This is a genomic window from Pseudomonas sp. S31 (assembly GCF_016648105.1).
Lineage (GTDB): Bacteria > Pseudomonadota > Gammaproteobacteria > Pseudomonadales > Pseudomonadaceae > Aquipseudomonas.
This window is the reverse complement of sequence record NZ_JACVVE010000008.1, coordinates 125,432-141,615: the sequence shown is the minus strand read 5'-3', so window position 1 is coordinate 141,615 and position 16,184 is coordinate 125,432. Positions and strand designations below refer to the sequence as shown.

The following is a 16,184-nucleotide window of genomic DNA, read 5'->3' as shown; positions in this document are numbered from 1 at the left end:
GAAGAGGCCGGTACAGGAATACGACTATCAGCTTCGTCCAGCCCAGCGCTGACGCAACCACTCCAAGTCTTCCGGCCGGGTCACCTTGATGTTGTCGCTACGCCCTTCGACCAATCGCGGCGCTTGCCCTGTCCACTCGATGGCAGACGCCTCGTCGGTCACCGCCACATCGGATACCAGGCACTCGGCCAAGGCCCGATGCAAGGTCCCCAGGCGGAACATCTGCGGGGTGTAGGCCTGCCAGATGGTGCTACGGTCCACCGTGGCGCTGACCCGTCCATCGGTATCGGCGCGCTTGAGGGTATCCCGCGCCGGCACTGCCAGGAGCCCCCCCACCGGGTCGTCCGCCAACTCCGACAACAGCCGGTCGAGATCGCTACGCGCCAGGTTCGGCCGCGCGGCATCGTGCACCAGCACCCAGTCGCTGTCCGCAGCGCCCTGGGCATGCAGCACCAGCAAGGCGTTGAGTACCGAGTCGGCCCGCTCGCGCCCACCCGGCGCGCGCCGGATCCGCGGATCGCGCGCGCATGACAGGTTGGGCCAGTAAGGGTCATCGGTAGCGATGCTGACCACCACACCCTTGAGCGAGGGGTGGCCAAGAAAACAGTCGAGGCTATGCTCGAGAATGGTCTGCCCGGCCAGCTCCAGGTATTGCTTGGGACGGTCGGCAGCCATGCGGGCACCTACGCCCGCAGCAGGAATCACGGCCCAGAAGGCCGGTAGCGTATCAGTCATTTTTGCGGCAGCTGGAAGAGGGTCTCGCCCTCTTTGACCATTCCCAATTCGTGACGAGCCCGTTCTTCGACGGTCTCCATGCCTTTCTTCAGCTCCAGCACCTCGGCATCGAGCACGCGGTTACGCTCCAGCAGCCGCTCGTTCTCGGCGTGCTGTTCGTCGATCTGCTGCTTGAGCTCGGCCACTTGCGCCAGGCTGCCGTTACCGACCCATAGGCGGTATTGCAGGCCACCGAGCAGCAGAAGCAGGACAAGAAACAACCAATAGGGACTGCGCATCAAGGTATCCAGGTTAAAGACCGCCGCACACGGGCGTCATATAGCACGAAGCCTGGCCGAGGCCAGGCTTCGTTGACAGAAACCCGCATGAAGCGTCGGACATTTCATTACGAAACGTCCGCCAGCCTCGGCTGCTGTCTTTTTACCATCTCTTGCTTAGCCGCGAAACTCGGCGCGACCACGGTACACCGCCTTGGCACCCAGTTGCTCTTCGATGCGCAGCAGCTGGTTGTACTTGGAAACGCGGTCGGAACGGCACAGCGAACCGGTCTTGATCTGGCCGGCAGCGGTACCCACGGCCAGGTCGGCGATGGTGGAGTCTTCGGTTTCGCCGGAACGGTGCGAGATGACCGCGGTGTAGCCAGCGGCCTTGGCCATCTGGATGGCTTCCAGGGTCTCGGTCAGCGAGCCGATCTGGTTGAACTTGATCAGGATCGAGTTACCGATGCCCTTCTCGATGCCTTCCTTGAGGATCTTGGTATTGGTCACGAACAGGTCGTCACCGACCAGTTGCACCTTGGCACCGATCTTGTCGGTCAGGATCTTCCAGCCAGCCCAATCGGACTCGTCCAGGCCGTCTTCGATCGAGATGATCGGGAAGCGCTCGGTCAGGCCTTTCAGGTAGTCGGCGAAGCCTTCGGCGTCGAACGACTTGCCTTCACCGGACAGGTTGTACTTGCCGTCTTCGTAGAATTCGGAAGCCGCGCAGTCCAGCGCCAGGGTCACGTCGGTGCCCAGCTTGTAGCCGGCTTTTTCCACGGCTTCGGCGATGGCGGCCAGGGCATCTTCGTTGGACGCCAGGTTCGGCGCGAAGCCACCTTCGTCACCCACGGCGGTGTTCAGGCCACGGGCCTTCAGCACGGCCTTGAGGTGGTGGAAGATCTCGGTGCCCATGCGCAGGCCGTCGGAGAAGGTCTTGGCGCCAACCGGCTGGACCATGAACTCCTGGATGTCGACGTTGTTGTCGGCGTGCTCGCCGCCGTTGATGATGTTCATCATCGGCACCGGCATCGAGTACTGGCCCGGGGTGCCGTTGAGGTTGGCGATGTGCGCGTACAGCGGCAGGTCCTGGTCCTGGGCAGCGGCCTTGGCGGCAGCCAGCGACACGGCGAGGATGGCGTTGGCGCCCAGCTTGGCCTTGTTCTCGGTACCGTCCAGCTCGATCATGGCGCGGTCCAGGGCCTTCTGCTCGGAAGGATCCTTGCCCAGCAGCAGGTCACGGATCGGGCCGTTGATGTTGGCCACGGCCTTCAGCACGCCCTTGCCCAGGTAACGGCTCTTGTCGCCATCACGCAGCTCCAGCGCTTCGCGCGAGCCGGTGGAAGCACCGGACGGCGCGCAGGCGCTGCCGATGATGCCGTTGTCGAGCAGTACATCGGCTTCCACGGTGGGGTTGCCACGCGAATCGAGAACTTCACGACCTTTGATGTCGACGATCTTTGCCATTGTTGTAAGCACTCCAGAATTGACGAAAACAACGCAGCTTGAGGAATTCTTGCGTCACCAGGCGATTTCACACAGCAAGGCAGGCCTGATGAACAGGCCCCCTGACCGGAAGGTCAGGGGGAAACGGGCGGTACTTTACCCGAGAAATGAGCTTTACGCGGTTTCTACCGTCGGAAAACTCTTGACCAGGTCGTCCAGTTGCTTGAGCTGGGCCAGGAATGGCTCCAGTTTGTCCAGGCGCAGGGCGCATGGACCATCGCACTTGGCGTTGTCCGGATCGGGGTGGGCTTCGAGGAACAAGCCAGCCAGGCCCTGGCTCATGCCAGCCTTGGCCAGGTCGGTGACCTGGGCACGGCGGCCACCCGCGGAGTCGGCACGACCACCCGGGGTTTGCAGGGCATGGGTCACGTCGAAGAACACCGGGTACTCGAACTGCTTCATGATGCCGAAGCCGAGCATGTCGACTACCAGGTTGTTGTAGCCGAAGCTGGAACCACGCTCGCAGAGGATCAACTGGTCGTTGCCCGCCTCCACGCACTTGGCCAGGATGTGTTTCATCTCCTGGGGCGCGAGGAACTGGGCCTTCTTGATGTTGATCACCGCGCCGGTCTTGGCCATGGCGACCACCAGGTCGGTCTGGCGCGACAGGAAGGCCGGCAGTTGGATGATGTCGCAAACCTTGGCCACCGGTTCGCACTGGTAGGGCTCGTGGACGTCGGTGATCACCGGCACGTTGAAGGTCTGCTTGATCTCCTCGAAGATCTTCAGGCCCTCTTCCATGCCCGGGCCGCGGTACGAGGTGACCGACGAACGGTTGGCCTTGTCGAAGCTGGCCTTGAACACGTAGGGGATACCGAGCTTCTCGGTCACCCGCACGTACTCCTCGCAGACCTTCATGGCCAGGTCACGGGACTCCAGCACGTTCATGCCGCCGAACAGGACGAACGGCTTGTCGTTGGCGATCTCGATGTTACCGACGCGAATGATCTTCTGGGTCATGGATCAGGCCTTGTTCTTCTGTGCCAGGGCTGCCTTGACGAAGCCGCTGAACAGCGGGTGGCCGTCACGCGGGGTCGAGGTGAACTCGGGGTGGAACTGGCAGGCGACGAACCATGGGTGATCCTTGGACTCGACCACCTCGACCAGCGCGCCATCCTCGGAACGACCGGATACCACCAGGCCAGCCTCGACCAGCTGCGGCAGCAGGTTGTTGTTGACTTCGTAGCGGTGGCGGTGACGCTCGGTGATGACGTCCTTGCCGTAGCAGTCGTGCACCTTGGAACCGGCTGCCAGCTGGCAGTCCTGTGCGCCCAGGCGCATGGTGCCGCCCAGGTCGGAAGCTTCGGTACGGGTCTCGACCGCGCCGGTGGCATCGGCCCACTCGGTGATCAGGCCGACCACTGGGTGGCCGCTGTTGCGGTCGAACTCGGTGGAGTTGGCGTCTTTCCAGCCCATGACGTTACGGGCGAACTCGATCACGGCGACCTGCATGCCCAGGCAGATACCCAGGTACGGCACCTTGTTCTCACGGGCGTATTGCACCGCGGTGATCTTGCCTTCGACGCCGCGCAGGCCGAAACCGCCCGGCACGAGGATGGCATCGGCGCCCTCGAGCAGGCTGGTGCCCTGGTTCTCGATGTCTTCGGAGTCGATGTAGCGCAGGTTGACCTTGGTACGGTTGGTGATGCCGGCGTGGCTCATCGCTTCGATCAGCGACTTGTACGCGTCCAGCAGTTCCATGTACTTGCCGACCATGGCGATGGTCACTTCCTGCTCGGGGTTGAGCTTGGCATCGACGACCTGGTCCCACTCGGACAGGTCGGCGCTGTTGCACTGCAGTCCGAAGCGCTCGACGACGAAGTCGTCCAGGCCCTGGGCGTGCAGTACGCCAGGAATCTTGTAGATGGTGTCGACGTCTTCCAGGGAGATCACCGCACGCTCTTCGACGTTGGTGAACAGCGCGATCTTGCGGCGCGAGGAAGCATCGACCGGGTGGTCGGAACGGCAGATCAGCACGTCAGGCTGCAGGCCGATGGAGCGCAGTTCCTTGACCGAGTGCTGGGTCGGCTTGGTCTTGGTCTCGCCGGCGGTGGCGATGTACGGGACCAGGGTCAGGTGCATCAGCATGGCGCGCTTGGAGCCCACTTCGACGCGCAGCTGGCGGATCGCCTCGAGGAACGGCTGCGACTCGATGTCACCCACGGTACCGCCGATCTCCACCAGGGCCACGTCGGCATCGCCGGCACCCTTGATGATGCGACGCTTGATTTCGTCGGTGATGTGCGGGATGACCTGGATGGTCGCGCCCAGGTAATCACCACGGCGCTCCTTGCGCAGCACGTGCTCGTAGATACGGCCAGTGGTGAAGTTGTTGTTCTGGGTCATGGTCGTGCGGATGAACCGCTCGTAGTGGCCCAGGTCGAGGTCGGTCTCGGCGCCGTCGTGGGTGACGAACACTTCACCATGCTGGAACGGGCTCATGGTGCCCGGGTCGACGTTGATGTACGGATCCAGCTTGAGCATGGTGACCTTCAGGCCCCGCGCTTCCAGGATGGCCGCCAGGGAAGCCGAGGCAATGCCTTTCCCCAATGAAGAAACAACACCGCCCGTGACGAATATGTAGCGCGTCATGAAAAACCCTAGAAGTCTGCGTTAAGGCGGCCAGCGCCGCCGGAGAAAGCGAAGGAAGGCCGAAGCCCCCGATCACCTGCGTCAATCACAGTGCATCTCGAAAAACTGCCGCGTCTGTACAGACCAGGGGTATCCCCGGCATGGAGCTCGCTCGTCATTTCCAGAATCAGCCCAGCAAAAAACTGCTTGGTAATCGGCAACTCCTGTGTTTTCGCGGAACCCACAGAAGCTGTATCAAGAAGGGAGGGTAGTCTACCCGAATGTACCCTTCAGCTCAAACCTTGCGCGTTCGTCGGCAACTGCCAGTGAAGCTGGCAATCCGCCTGCGCCAGGCCCGGCAGGTTGGCCACCGCCAGCAGGCGCTCGCCCTGGTACAGCAGCGGCAGGCGCGCACGCAGGAAATGCGGCACCTGCAGCTCGTTGAGCAAGCGCTTGAGGTCGCGCCGGCCACGCCCAGGCAGCTCGAGCACTTCGCCACCCTGACGGTAGGCGACGTGCAGGTTGGCCAGGGGCTGGCCCGCTTGCAGGCGCACGCTGCCGTTGCCGGGCAAGGCCAGCGCGCTGCCTGGGTCCGCCCAGGCGTGGCGGCCTGCGGGCAGATGCAGCCAGTCGCCGCTCAACCACCAGATCCGGCCATGACTGCGCACCAGCTGGCCATCGGCCAGGCACCACTGTGGGCAGGCATCGACGGCGGCGTCGCGCAGGTCGGCCCAGCCGGCCCAGTGGCGCGTGTCGGGCAACCGGGTGCGACGGCTGAGCCAGTATTGCAGGGCGTTGCGCTGGCGCGCTGGCGACAGCGCGGTGAGCGTGGCGAGATCCAGCGAATCCAGGCGCGTCCAAGGCAACGGGGCGCCCTGCCCGGCAACGGCCAGGTCAGCCTCTGCCACCTCATCGAGCAGGCCCAGCGCCTCGCCCAGGTGCTCGGCCGAGCGCGCCATGTTCTGCGCAGCCTGCGGCCAGCGGCGCTGCAACACCGGCATCACCTCGCCGCGCAGGTAGTTGCGGGCAAAGCGTGTGTCGCTGTTGGAGGGGTCTTCGATCCAGTTCAGGCCGTGGGCCTGGGCAAAGCTCTGCAACTGCTGGCGGCTCTGCGAGAGGAGCGGTCGGGCCAGGCTGCCCTGCCCCAGCGGTCGCCGCTGAGGCACGCCTGCCAAGCCACGCACTCCAGCACCGCGTAACAGACGAAAGAGCAAGGTCTCGGCCTGATCGTCGCGGTGCTGGGCGGTAAACAGCACATCACCTGGGCCCAACAGTTTTTCGAAGGCTGCGTAGCGGGCCTCGCGGGCGGCCTGTTCGAGGCTCGCGCCAGGGGCGACCTGGACGTGGATGACCTGGAGGTCGATACCGAGGGTGTCGCAGATGGACTGGCAGTGGGCGGGCCAGGCGTCAGCGGCGGGTTGCAGGCCGTGGTGGACGTGCAGGGCGCGCAGTGGCGGGGATGCGTGGTTACGGGCGTGGCTGGCCAACAGGTGCAGGAGGACGGTGGAGTCGAGGCCGCCGGAGAAGGCGATGTACCAGGTGGAGGCGCTGAGCCAGGGGGTGAGGTTGATCATCAGGACCTCGAACAGTTCGGTACCGCATTCGCGGGTAAACCCGCTCCTACAGGGACGGCGCCGTCCCTGTAGGAGCGGGTTTACCCGCGAACACCGGCTACGCCGGTGCCAGTCACCGCGTTATCAGAGGCCGTAGCTCATCAGGCGCTCGTAACGACGGGCCAGCAGTGCGTCGTTGTCGAACTTACCGAGCATGTCCAACTGCTCGACCAGGTCGGCGCGGATGCTTTCGGACATCTGCGCCGGATCACGGTGAGCGCCGCCCAGCGGCTCCGAGATGACCTTGTCGACGATGTTCAGGCTTTTCAGCCGCTCGGCAGTGATGCCCATGGCTTCAGCAGCATCGGCAGCCTTGTCGGCGGTCTTCCACAGGATCGAGGCGCAGCCTTCCGGCGAGATCACCGAGTAGGTGGAGTACTGCAGCATGTTCAGCTGGTCGCACACGCCGATGGCCAGTGCACCGCCGGAACCACCCTCGCCGATAACGGTGGCGATGATCGGGGTTTTCAGGCGCGCCATGACCCGCAGGTTCCAGGCGATGGCTTCGCTCTGGTTGCGCTCTTCCGCATCGATGCCCGGATAGGCGCCCGGGGTGTCGATGAAGGTGAGGATCGGCATCTTGAAGCGCTCGGCCATTTCCATCAGGCGGCAAGCCTTGCGGTAGCCTTCAGGGCGCGGCATGCCGAAGTTGCGGCGTACTTTCTCGCGCACTTCACGGCCCTTCTGGTGGCCGATGACCATGACCGGCTTGCCGTCCAGGCGTGCGGTACCACCGACGATGGCGGCGTCGTCGGAGAAGTGACGGTCACCGTGCAGTTCTTCGAACTCGCTGAAGATGTGCTCGAGGTAGTCCAGGGTGTAGGGACGACGCGGGTGACGGGCCAGGCGGGCGATCTGCCAGCTGGTCAGGTTGCCGAAGATGCTTTCGGTCAGGGTATTGCTCTTGTCTTGCAGACGGGCAATCTCATCGCTGATGTTCAGCGAGTTGTCGTTGCCCACCAGGCGCAGCCCTTCGATCTTGGCTTGCAGGTCGGCAATCGGCTGTTCGAAATCGAGGAAATTCGGGTTCATAGGCATCCGTCTTGGGTCTACGGCCAGGCGGCCGGCCGGTTGATCCGTTTGGCGCCCTACCTTAAGGGATCAGGCGCATTCAGGTCGAGATTAAAATTCGTCGGTTCAACGATATTGCAGGAAGACGTTCTCACGCCCGAACTGGTCACGCAGAGCCTGAATCAGGCCATCGGCGGGGTCGATCGACCATTCATCGGAGAACTGCAGCATGGCCTTGGCATCGTTGCCGGTGTATTCGAGCGTGATCGGGCACCCCCCGCGGTGGCGGGTGATCAATTCCCCCAGCCAGTTCAGGCGGTCGCCCTTGAGGGCATCGTGCGCCACCTTCAGGCGCAGGCTCTCGGCGAGCTTGGTGCGGGCATCCTCCATGGTCATCACCTGCTTGACCCGCAGGCGCAGGCCGCCGGAGAAGTCGTCGTTGCTGACCTCGCCTTCGACCACCACCATGGCGTCGGTCTGCAGCAGCGCCTGGGCCGCCATGTAGGCATCGGCGAACAGCGAGGCCTCGATGCGCCCGGAGCGGTCGTCGAGGGTGACGAAGCCCATCTTGTCGCCTTTCTTGTTCTTCATCACCCGCAGGGCAATGATCATGCCGGCCACCGTCTGGGTCTCACGCGATGGCTTGAGGTCGATGATGCGCTGGCGGGCGAAGCGGCGGATCTCGGTCTCGTACTCATCGATCGGGTGCCCGGTCAGGTACAGGCCAAGGGTGTCCTTCTCGCCCTTGAGGCGCTCCTTGAGGGTCAGCTCGCGGACCTTGCGGTGGTTGGCGTAGACGTCGACATCCGCCTCATCGAACATGCCACCGAACAGGTCGACGTGGCCACTGTCAGCGGTATGCGCCGCCTGCTCGGCAGCCTTGATGGCCTCGCCCAGCGCCGAAAGCAAGGTCGCGCGGTTGATATCGATGTGGGCGTGGTAGGCCTTGATCTCGTCATGGAAGTGCGGACCCAGGCGGTCCAGCGCGCCACTGCGGATCAGCGCATCGAGGGTGCGCTTGTTGACCCGCTTGAGGTCGATGCGCTCGCAGAAGTCGAACAGGTCCTTGAACGGCCCGCCCTGGGCGCGCGCCTCGACGATCGCCTCGACCGGACCTTCACCGACGCCCTTGATCGCACCCAGGCCGTAGACGATGCGGCCATCGTCGTTGACGGTGAACTTGAAGTCGGAGAAGTTCACGTCGGGCGAGTCGAGGCGCAGCTTCATGCTGCGCACTTCCTCGACCAGCACCACCACCTTGTCGGTGTTGTGCATATCCGCCGAGAGCACCGCCGCCATGAATGGCGCTGGGTGGTGGGTCTTCAGCCAGGCGGTCTGGTACGACACCAGGCCATAGGCGGCGGAGTGCGACTTGTTGAAGCCGTAGCCGGCGAACTTTTCCACCAGGTCGAAGATGTTACCGGCCAGGTCCGCATCGATATTGTTGGCAACGCAACCCTCGATGAAACCACCGCGCTGCTTGGCCATTTCCTCGGGCTTTTTCTTACCCATCGCCCGGCGCAGCATGTCGGCACCACCGAGGGTGTAGCCGGCCATGACCTGGGCGATCTGCATCACCTGTTCCTGGTACAGGATGATGCCGTAGGTCGGCGCCAGCACCGGCTTGAGGCCTTCGTACTGGTAGTCCGAGTGCGGGTAGGCCAGCTCGGCGCGGCCGTGCTTGCGGTTGATGAAGTCGTCCACCATGCCCGACTGCAGCGGGCCGGGACGGAACAGCGCCACCAGTGCGATAAGGTCTTCCAGGCAGTCGGGCTTGAGCTTCTTGATCAGCTCCTTCATGCCCCGCGATTCGAGCTGGAACACCGCCGTGGTCTCGGCCTTCTGCAGCAGCTCGTAGGTCTTGCGATCATCCAGCGGAATGAAGTCGATGTTGACGTCGGGCAGGTTCTTCTTGGCCTGCTCGCGGTTGATGATCTCCATCGCCCACTTGATGATGGTCAGCGTACGCAGGCCGAGGAAGTCGAACTTCACCAGGCCCGCAGCCTCGACGTCGTCCTTGTCGAACTGGGTCACCAGGCCGCCGCCCTCTTCGTCACAGGCGATCGGCGAGAAATCGGTGAGCTTGGTCGGCGCGATGACCACGCCACCGGCGTGCTTGCCGGTACCCCGGGTCACGCCCTCGAGCTTGAGGGCCATGTCCCAGATCTCGCGGGCGTCTTCGTCACCCTTGAGGAAGTCGCGGAGGATTTCTTCCTGCTCGTAGGCCTTCTCCAGGGTCATGCCCACTTCGAACGGAATCATCTTCGACAGACGGTCGGCCAGGCCGTAGGACTTGCCCTGCACCCGCGCCACGTCACGCACCACCGCCTTGGCGGCCATGGTGCCGAAGGTGATGATCTGGCTCACCGCGTTGCGCCCGTATGCCTCGGCCACGTAGTCGATGACCCGGTCACGGCCGTCCATGCAGAAGTCGACGTCGAAGTCGGGCATGGAAATACGTTCGGGGTTGAGGAAGCGCTCGAACAGCAGGTCGTAGGCCAGCGGGTCGAGGTCGGTGATCTTCAGTACGTAGGCCACCAGCGAGCCCGCACCCGAACCCCGCCCGGGGCCGACCGGCACGTCGTTGTTCTTGGCCCACTTGATGAAGTCCATGACGATCAGGAAGTAACCGGGGAAGCCCATCTGGATGATGATGTCCAGCTCGAACTTCAGGCGGTCCAGGTAGACCTGGCGCTTCTCTTCGTAATTGGGCGTGGTCTCCTTGGGCCAGAGCACCGCCAGGCGCTCTTCCAGGCCTTCGTGGGAAACGTGGCGCAGGTAATCGTCGATGCCCATGCCGTTGGGCGTGGGGAAATCGGGCAGGAAGTACTTGCCCAGCTGGACCTGGATGTTGCAACGCTTGGCGATCTCGACGGTGTTGGCTATCGCGTCGGGCAGGTCGCTGAACAGTTCGGCCATTTCCTCGGCCGACTTGAGGTACTGCTGGTCGCTGTAGTTGCGTGGACGGCGCGGGTCGTCGAGGGTCCAGCCTTCGCCGATGCAGACGCGGGTTTCGTGGGCATCGAAGTCCGACTGCTTGATGAAGCGCACGTCGTTGGTCGCCACCAGTGGCGCGCCGAGCTTGTCGGCCAGGGCCACGGCAGCGTGCACGTACTCTTCGTCACCTGCGCGGTTGGTGCGCTGCACTTCGACGTAGAAACGCTCGGGGAACATGCCCATCCAGTCGCCCAGCAGCGCTTCGGCCTCGTCGGTACGACCGCTCATCAGGGCCATGCCGATATCGCCCTCGCGGGCCGCGGACAGGGCGATCAGCCCCTCGCTGGCCGGCGCGATCCACTCGCGCTGGAGGATCACCAGGCCATTGCGCTGGCCATCGGTCCAGCCGCGGGAAATCAACTCGGTGAGGTTGCGGTAGCCCTTCGGGTCCATGGCCAGGAAGCAGATACGCGACAGTGGCGCTTCCGGGTCGGCCCCGGCCAGCCACAGGTCGGCACCACAGATCGGCTTGATGCCCGCGCCCATGGCGGTCTTGTAGAACTTCACCAGCGAGCACATGTTGCTCTGGTCGGTGATCGCCACCGCCGGCATGTTCATCCCGGCCAGTGCCTTGGCCAGCGGCTTGATCCGCACCAGGCCGTCGACCAGCGAGAATTCGGAGTGTACGCGCAGGTGAACGAAGGGAACCGACATGGGAGATCCTGTAGCAGTGGCGAACGACAAGGGCGGGATTGTAGCGTAAATGGGCGGGGGATTTGCGGGCGGCTTTGCAACCGGATCCCTGTAGGAGCGGCTTTAGCCGCGAAGCAGACACCGCGGTGGCTGGCACCGGCCATGCCGGTGTTCGCGGCTGAAGCCGCTCCTACAAAGGCGCAAAGCCGCGACGCACTAGATCAGGGAATCGCTGATCCCTGCACGCGCTTCCCAAGCCACCCGCACCGGGGCGAAGGAACGCCGATGAATGGGCGTCGGCCCAAGCCGCGCAAGGGCTTCGAGATGCACCGGGGTCGGATAGCCCTTGTGCCCACCGATCCCGTAACCCGGATAGATCAGCTCGAAAGCGCTCATCTCCCGGTCCCGGGTGACCTTGGCCAGGATCGAGGCGGCCGCGATGGCCGGCACCTGGCTGTCGCCCTTGACCACCGGCGCCGCCGGCACCGCCAGTTTCGGGCAGCGGTTGCCGTCGATCAGGGCCAGCTTGGGCGTGATGTGCAGGCCTTCCACCGCACGCTGCATGGCCAGCATGGTGGCATGGAGGATGTTCAGCCGGTCGATTTCCTCGACCTCGGCGCGCGCGATGCAGAAGCTCAGGGCCTTCTCCCGGATCTCGTCGAACAGCGCTTCGCGCTTGGCCTCGGTGAGTTTCTTCGAATCGTTGAGGCCAAGGATCGGCCGCGCCGGATCGAGGATCACCGCGGCGGTGACCACCGCGCCGCACAACGGGCCACGGCCCACTTCGTCGACACCGGCGACCAGCTCCTCGACCAGGTTGAAATCCAGTCCAATCTGCATCTCAGCGCTCCTCGAGCAGGGCGAGCACCGCGTCGGCCGCCTGGTTGGAGGCGTCGCGGCGCAAGGTGCGGTGAATCTCGTCGAAGCGTTCGGTCTGCTGGCTGCCGTCGGCGACCAGCGGCGCCAGGGTCTGGGCCAGGGCTTCGCTGGTGGCGTCGTCCTGCAGCAGTTCCGGCACCAGCTCGCGCTGGGCGAGCAGGTTGGGCAACGACACGTAGGGGCTTTTGACCAGACGCTTGAGAATCCAGTAGGTCAGTGGCGCCAAGCGATAGGCCACGACCATCGGCCGCTTGTACAGCAAGGCTTCAAGCGTGGCCGTGCCCGAAGCGATCAAGACCGCATCGCAGGCCGCCAGGGCCTGGTGCGACTCGCCATCGAGCAAGGTCAGCGGCAGGTCGCGCCCTGCCAGCATCTGTTCGATCTGGGCGCGGCGCGTGGCATTGGCACAGGGCAGCACGAAACGCACACCTGGCACCAGTTGTTGCAGGCGCTGCGCAGCGTCGAGGAACAACGCCCCCAGGCGCCCTACCTCGCCGCCCCGACTGCCGGGCATCAACGCCACCAGCGGCCCCTCGCCCAGGCCCAGCGCCTGGCGCGCAGCCTGGCGATCGGCATCCAGGGGGATGGTGTCGGCCAGTGGATGGCCGACGAAGCGCACCGGCACGCCCTGCTCTTCATAGAAGCGCGCCTCGAACGGCAGCAGCGTCAGCATCAGGTCGCAGCCTTCACGGATCTTCAGCACGCGCTTCTGCCGCCACGCCCACACCGACGGGCTGACGTAGTGCACGGTCTTGATCCCGGCCTGGCGCAGTTTCAGTTCGATGTTGAGGGTGAAGTCGGGAGCATCGATACCGATGAACACATCGGGCTTCTCGGCGATCAAGGTCTGGATCAACGCCTTGCGCCGCTTCAGCAGCTCGCGCAGGCGGCCCAGCACTTCGACCAGGCCCATGACCGCCAAGCGCTCCATGGGAAAGTACGATTGCAGGCCCTCGGCCTCCATCAACGGACCGCCGACCCCGATGAAACGCACATCGGGATGGCGCACCTTGAGGGCGCGCATCAGCCCGGAACCGAGAATATCGCCGCTGGCCTCACCCGCGACCAAGGCTACACAGAGCTGTGCCATGTCAGCGGGTGATGCCGCGCGCGGAGGTCAGGATCGACTGGCGGAACAGCTCGACTTCGGGGAATTGGCCCGCCAGCTCATCCAGTTCCTTGACCGCGTCTTCCACGGTGAGGCCCTGGCGATAGACGGTCTTGTAGGAACGGCGCAAGGCGTGGATCACCTCATCGCTGAAGCCCCGGCGGCGCATGCCCTCGAAGTTCATGCTGCGGGCTTCGGCAGGGCTGCCGAACACCGTGACGAACGCTGGCACGTCCTTGCCGATGGCCGTGCCCATGCCGGAGAACGCATGGGCGCCAATGTGGCAGTACTGATGCACGAGGGTGTAGCCGGACAGGATAGCCCAGTCGCCGACGTGGACGTGCCCGGCCAACGCCGTGTTGTTGACCAGGATGCAATGGTTGCCGATCACGCTGTCATGGCCGATGTGGGCATAGGCCATGACCAGGTTGTGATCGCCCAGGGTGGTCTCGGCGCGGTCCTGGACAGTGCCGCGGTGAATGGTCACGCCTTCGCGGATCACATTGTGATCGCCGATCACCAGGCGAGTCGGCTCACCCTTGTACTTCAGGTCAGGGGTGTCTTCGCCGATCGACGAAAACTGGTAAATGCGGTTGTGCTTGCCGATACGGGTCGGACCCTTGAGCACCACGTGCGGGCCGATGACCGTACCTTCGCCGATCTCGACGTCGGGACCGACGATGGACCAAGGGCCGACTTCGACGCCGTCGGCCAGCTTCGCCGACGGGTCGATGATCGCCCGAGGGTCGATCGAACTCATAGGGAGCGTTCCGCGCAGGTGATCTCAGCCGAGCAGACCGGCTTGCCGTCGACCAGCGCACGGCACTCGAACTTCCAGATCATGCTCTTGCGGCTGAGGAACTTGGCCTCCAGGACCAACTGGTCACCCGGCAGCACCGGCTGGCGGAAACGCAGCTTGTCGGAGCCGACGAAGTAGTACAGGGTGCCATCGGCCGGTTTGGCGTCGAGCATCTTGAAACCGAGGATGCCGGCGGCCTGGGCCATGGCTTCGATGATCAGAACGCCCGGCATGATCGGGTGTGCCGGGAAATGGCCGTTGAAGAACGGCTCGTTGATGCTGACATTCTTGTAGGCACGAATGCTCTGGGCCTCGAAGTCCAGATCCGTCACACGGTCTACCAGCAGGAACGGGTAGCGGTGAGGCAGGTATTCGCGAATCTCGTTGATGTCCATCATTTCGGGGGGAAGCCTGTAATAAGAATAGGGAGCGCAGGGGCTGACCGCACGCTCCTTTTGCAATCCAAAGAGGAGCCAGCTAGCGACTGTTCACTCTTGCTCAGCAAATGGTATCAGCCTTCTGATGCCGGCTGGCCACCTGAGGTCACGGTATCGACGCGTTTTTCCAGCTGCTGCAGACGCTTGGCCATGTCATCCAGCTGGCGAATACGCGCAGCGCTCTTGCGCCAGTCAGCCAGGGGCTGCATGGCAGTACCGGAAGAATAGGAACCCGGCTCGGTGATCGAACGGGTCACCATGGTCATCCCGGAAACGAATACGTTATCGCAGATATCGATATGCCCCACCAGGCCGACGCCGCCGGCCAGCATGCAGTGCTTGCCGATGCGCGCGCTGCCGGAAATACCGACACAGGCGGCCATGGCCGTGTGGTCGCCGATCTGCACGTTGTGCGCGATCTGGATCTGGTTGTCGAGCTTGACGCCGTCGCCAATGCGGGTGTCGGACAACGCACCGCGGTCCACGGCGGTATTGACGCCGATTTCCACGTCATCGCCGATGGTCACGCCACCGATCTGGGCGATCTTCTGCCAGACGCCCTTCTCGTTGGCGAAGCCGAAGCCCTCGCCGCCGATGACGGCGCCGGACTGGATCACCACTCGCTTGCCGATGATCACATCGTGGTACAACGTGACCCGCGGTGCCAACCAGCCACCTTCGCCGATCACGCTGCGGGCACCGACCACGCAGTGCGCGCCGAGGGTGACATTGGCAGCGATGCGCGCACCGCTTTCGATGACCACGAACGGCCCGACGCAGGCACTGGCGTCGACCTGGGCGTCTTCCGCCACCACGGCGCTGGGATGAATACCCGCCACAGCCTTGGGTTTGGGGTCGAACAGGTGCGAAATGCGCGCGTAGGCCAGGTACGGGTCAGGGACGATCAGGGCATTGCCGGCAAAGCCTTCGGCATCCGCCGCCTTCAACAGCACCGCTGCGGCCTGGCTGTGCTCCAGGTACTTGCGGTACTGCGGATTGGCGAGGAAGCTCAATTGACCGGGGCCAGCCTCCTGCAAGGTAGCCAGCCCGGTAATCTGCACGGCCTCGGCGCCCTGGAGGGTGGCGCCGAGGGCCTCGGCCAACTGGCCGAGTGTCATGGTCACGGTCATATCAACGCGCTTGGTTCATGCGCTCGATGACTTGGCGGGTGATGTCGTACTGAGGTTTGACATCGATGACCGCACCGCGCTCGAGAACCAGGTCGAAACCGCCCTTCTTGATGACTTCCTCGACAGCGCCATCGAGCTTAGGCTTGAGCTGCTTGAGCATGTCACGGTCGGCAACGGCCTTGGCTTCGTTCAGTTCCTTGGACTGGAACTGGAAGTCGCGGGCCTTTTGCTTGAATTCCAGCTCCAGGCGCTCACGCTCCTGCTGCTGCATCTTGTCGCCACCTTTGAGCAGGCGGTCCTGGATGCCTTTGGCGCTGCTTTCCAGGGTCTTGAGCTTGGTCAACTGCGGGCCGAACTTCTTCTCGGCATCGACAGCGTACTTCTTCGCCGCGTCCGATTCGAGCAGGGCCATCTGATAGTTCAGCACGGCTACCTTCATTTCAGCGAAAGCCGGGGTGGCGACCAGCGCCGCGGCCACGAAGGCCAGTTTGGTCAACTTACGCACGAT

The 16,184-nt window shown here is 63.8% G+C and carries 14 protein-coding genes; all 14 read right to left on the bottom strand.

From position 1 onward, the window contains the following. Positions 1-27: 27 nt before the first annotated feature. The 14 genes from ispD to IAE37_RS08800 all read right to left on the bottom strand — a co-directional run bounded on the left by ispD (position 28) and on the right by IAE37_RS08800 (position 16,181). The gene (ispD, locus tag IAE37_RS08865; protein WP_201172383.1) at positions 28-735 is read right to left on the bottom strand and encodes a 2-C-methyl-D-erythritol 4-phosphate cytidylyltransferase; all 708 of its coding nucleotides are present in this window, start codon (positions 733-735) and stop codon (positions 28-30) included. Next, positions 732-1,013, bottom strand: coding sequence for a cell division protein FtsB (gene ftsB, locus IAE37_RS08860; RefSeq protein WP_023534037.1), 282 nt, complete (start codon positions 1,011-1,013; stop codon positions 732-734). Before ftsB ends, ispD begins: the two co-directional genes overlap by 4 nt. Positions 1,014-1,169: 156 nt before the next feature. Then, a complete protein-coding gene (gene eno / locus IAE37_RS08855) occupies positions 1,170-2,459 on the bottom strand; it encodes a phosphopyruvate hydratase (RefSeq protein ID WP_201172382.1) in 1,290 nt (429 codons plus the stop codon). A 153-nt stretch (positions 2,460-2,612) separates the two neighbouring features. Next, positions 2,613-3,458, bottom strand: coding sequence for a 3-deoxy-8-phosphooctulonate synthase (gene kdsA, locus IAE37_RS08850; RefSeq protein ID WP_201172381.1), 846 nt, complete (start codon positions 3,456-3,458; stop codon positions 2,613-2,615). Between the two features lie 3 nt (positions 3,459-3,461). Next, on the bottom strand, positions 3,462-5,090 hold the full coding sequence (locus IAE37_RS08845) for a CTP synthase (protein ID WP_201172380.1): 1,629 nt from the start codon (positions 5,088-5,090) through the stop codon (positions 3,462-3,464). 269 nt (positions 5,091-5,359) lie between these two features. Beyond that, a complete protein-coding gene (gene tilS / locus IAE37_RS08840; protein ID WP_201172379.1) occupies positions 5,360-6,643 on the bottom strand; it encodes a tRNA lysidine(34) synthetase TilS in 1,284 nt (427 codons plus the stop codon). A 123-nt stretch (positions 6,644-6,766) separates the two neighbouring features. Continuing rightward, positions 6,767-7,714: an acetyl-CoA carboxylase carboxyltransferase subunit alpha gene (locus tag IAE37_RS08835; RefSeq protein ID WP_201172377.1), complete on the bottom strand. Its 948-nt coding sequence runs from the start codon at positions 7,712-7,714 to the stop codon at positions 6,767-6,769. 105 nt (positions 7,715-7,819) lie between these two features. Then, complete coding sequence (dnaE, locus tag IAE37_RS08830) at positions 7,820-11,344, bottom strand: DNA polymerase III subunit alpha (protein ID WP_201172374.1); 3,525 nt, start codon at positions 11,342-11,344, stop codon at positions 7,820-7,822. Between the two features lie 195 nt (positions 11,345-11,539). After that, positions 11,540-12,163 (bottom strand): ribonuclease HII, encoded by a 624-nt coding sequence (gene rnhB / locus IAE37_RS08825; protein ID WP_201172372.1) that lies wholly within the window; start codon positions 12,161-12,163, stop codon positions 11,540-11,542. 1 nt (position 12,164) lies between these two features. Continuing rightward, positions 12,165-13,292 (bottom strand): lipid-A-disaccharide synthase, encoded by a 1,128-nt coding sequence (gene lpxB, locus IAE37_RS08820; protein ID WP_201172369.1) that lies wholly within the window; start codon positions 13,290-13,292, stop codon positions 12,165-12,167. A 1-nt stretch (position 13,293) separates the two neighbouring features. Then, positions 13,294-14,070, bottom strand: a complete 777-nt coding sequence (gene lpxA / locus IAE37_RS08815) for an acyl-ACP--UDP-N-acetylglucosamine O-acyltransferase (protein ID WP_201172366.1) — start codon at positions 14,068-14,070, stop codon at positions 13,294-13,296. Next, on the bottom strand, positions 14,067-14,507 hold the full coding sequence (gene fabZ / locus IAE37_RS08810; protein ID WP_003252314.1) for a 3-hydroxyacyl-ACP dehydratase FabZ: 441 nt from the start codon (positions 14,505-14,507) through the stop codon (positions 14,067-14,069). The genes lpxA and fabZ overlap by 4 nt, the downstream gene beginning before the upstream one ends. 113 nt (positions 14,508-14,620) lie before the next feature. Further along, complete coding sequence (lpxD, locus tag IAE37_RS08805) at positions 14,621-15,676, bottom strand: UDP-3-O-(3-hydroxymyristoyl)glucosamine N-acyltransferase (protein WP_201172365.1); 1,056 nt, start codon at positions 15,674-15,676, stop codon at positions 14,621-14,623. 1 nt (position 15,677) lies between these two features. Beyond that, entirely contained in the window at positions 15,678-16,181 is a 504-nt protein-coding gene (locus tag IAE37_RS08800; protein ID WP_201172363.1) for an OmpH family outer membrane protein, read from the bottom strand. Positions 16,182-16,184: the final 3 nt, after the last annotated feature.

Excerpts from the sequence above, each read along its gene's own strand:
- ftsB (WP_023534037.1), bottom strand. The coding sequence starts at position 1,013 with ATGCGCAGTCCCTATTGGTTGTTTCTTGTCCTGCTTCTGCTGCTCGGT.
- fabZ (WP_003252314.1), bottom strand. The coding sequence starts at position 14,507 with ATGATGGACATCAACGAGATTCGCGAATACCTGCCTCACCGCTACCCG.
- IAE37_RS08835 (WP_201172377.1), bottom strand. The coding sequence starts at position 7,714 with ATGAACCCGAATTTCCTCGATTTCGAACAGCCGATTGCCGACCTGCAA.
- ispD (WP_201172383.1), bottom strand. The coding sequence starts at position 735 with ATGACTGATACGCTACCGGCCTTCTGGGCCGTGATTCCTGCTGCGGGC.
- lpxA (WP_201172366.1), bottom strand. The coding sequence starts at position 14,070 with ATGAGTTCGATCGACCCTCGGGCGATCATCGACCCGTCGGCGAAGCTG.
- lpxD (WP_201172365.1), bottom strand. The coding sequence starts at position 15,676 with ATGACCGTGACCATGACACTCGGCCAGTTGGCCGAGGCCCTCGGCGCC.
- IAE37_RS08845 (WP_201172380.1), bottom strand. The coding sequence starts at position 5,090 with ATGACGCGCTACATATTCGTCACGGGCGGTGTTGTTTCTTCATTGGGG.
- eno (WP_201172382.1), bottom strand. The coding sequence starts at position 2,459 with ATGGCAAAGATCGTCGACATCAAAGGTCGTGAAGTTCTCGATTCGCGT.
- lpxB (WP_201172369.1), bottom strand. The coding sequence starts at position 13,292 with ATGGCACAGCTCTGTGTAGCCTTGGTCGCGGGTGAGGCCAGCGGCGAT.
- rnhB (WP_201172372.1), bottom strand. The coding sequence starts at position 12,163 with ATGCAGATTGGACTGGATTTCAACCTGGTCGAGGAGCTGGTCGCCGGT.
- tilS (WP_201172379.1), bottom strand. The coding sequence starts at position 6,643 with ATGATCAACCTCACCCCCTGGCTCAGCGCCTCCACCTGGTACATCGCC.
- kdsA (WP_201172381.1), bottom strand. The coding sequence starts at position 3,458 with ATGACCCAGAAGATCATTCGCGTCGGTAACATCGAGATCGCCAACGAC.
- dnaE (WP_201172374.1), bottom strand. The coding sequence starts at position 11,344 with ATGTCGGTTCCCTTCGTTCACCTGCGCGTACACTCCGAATTCTCGCTG.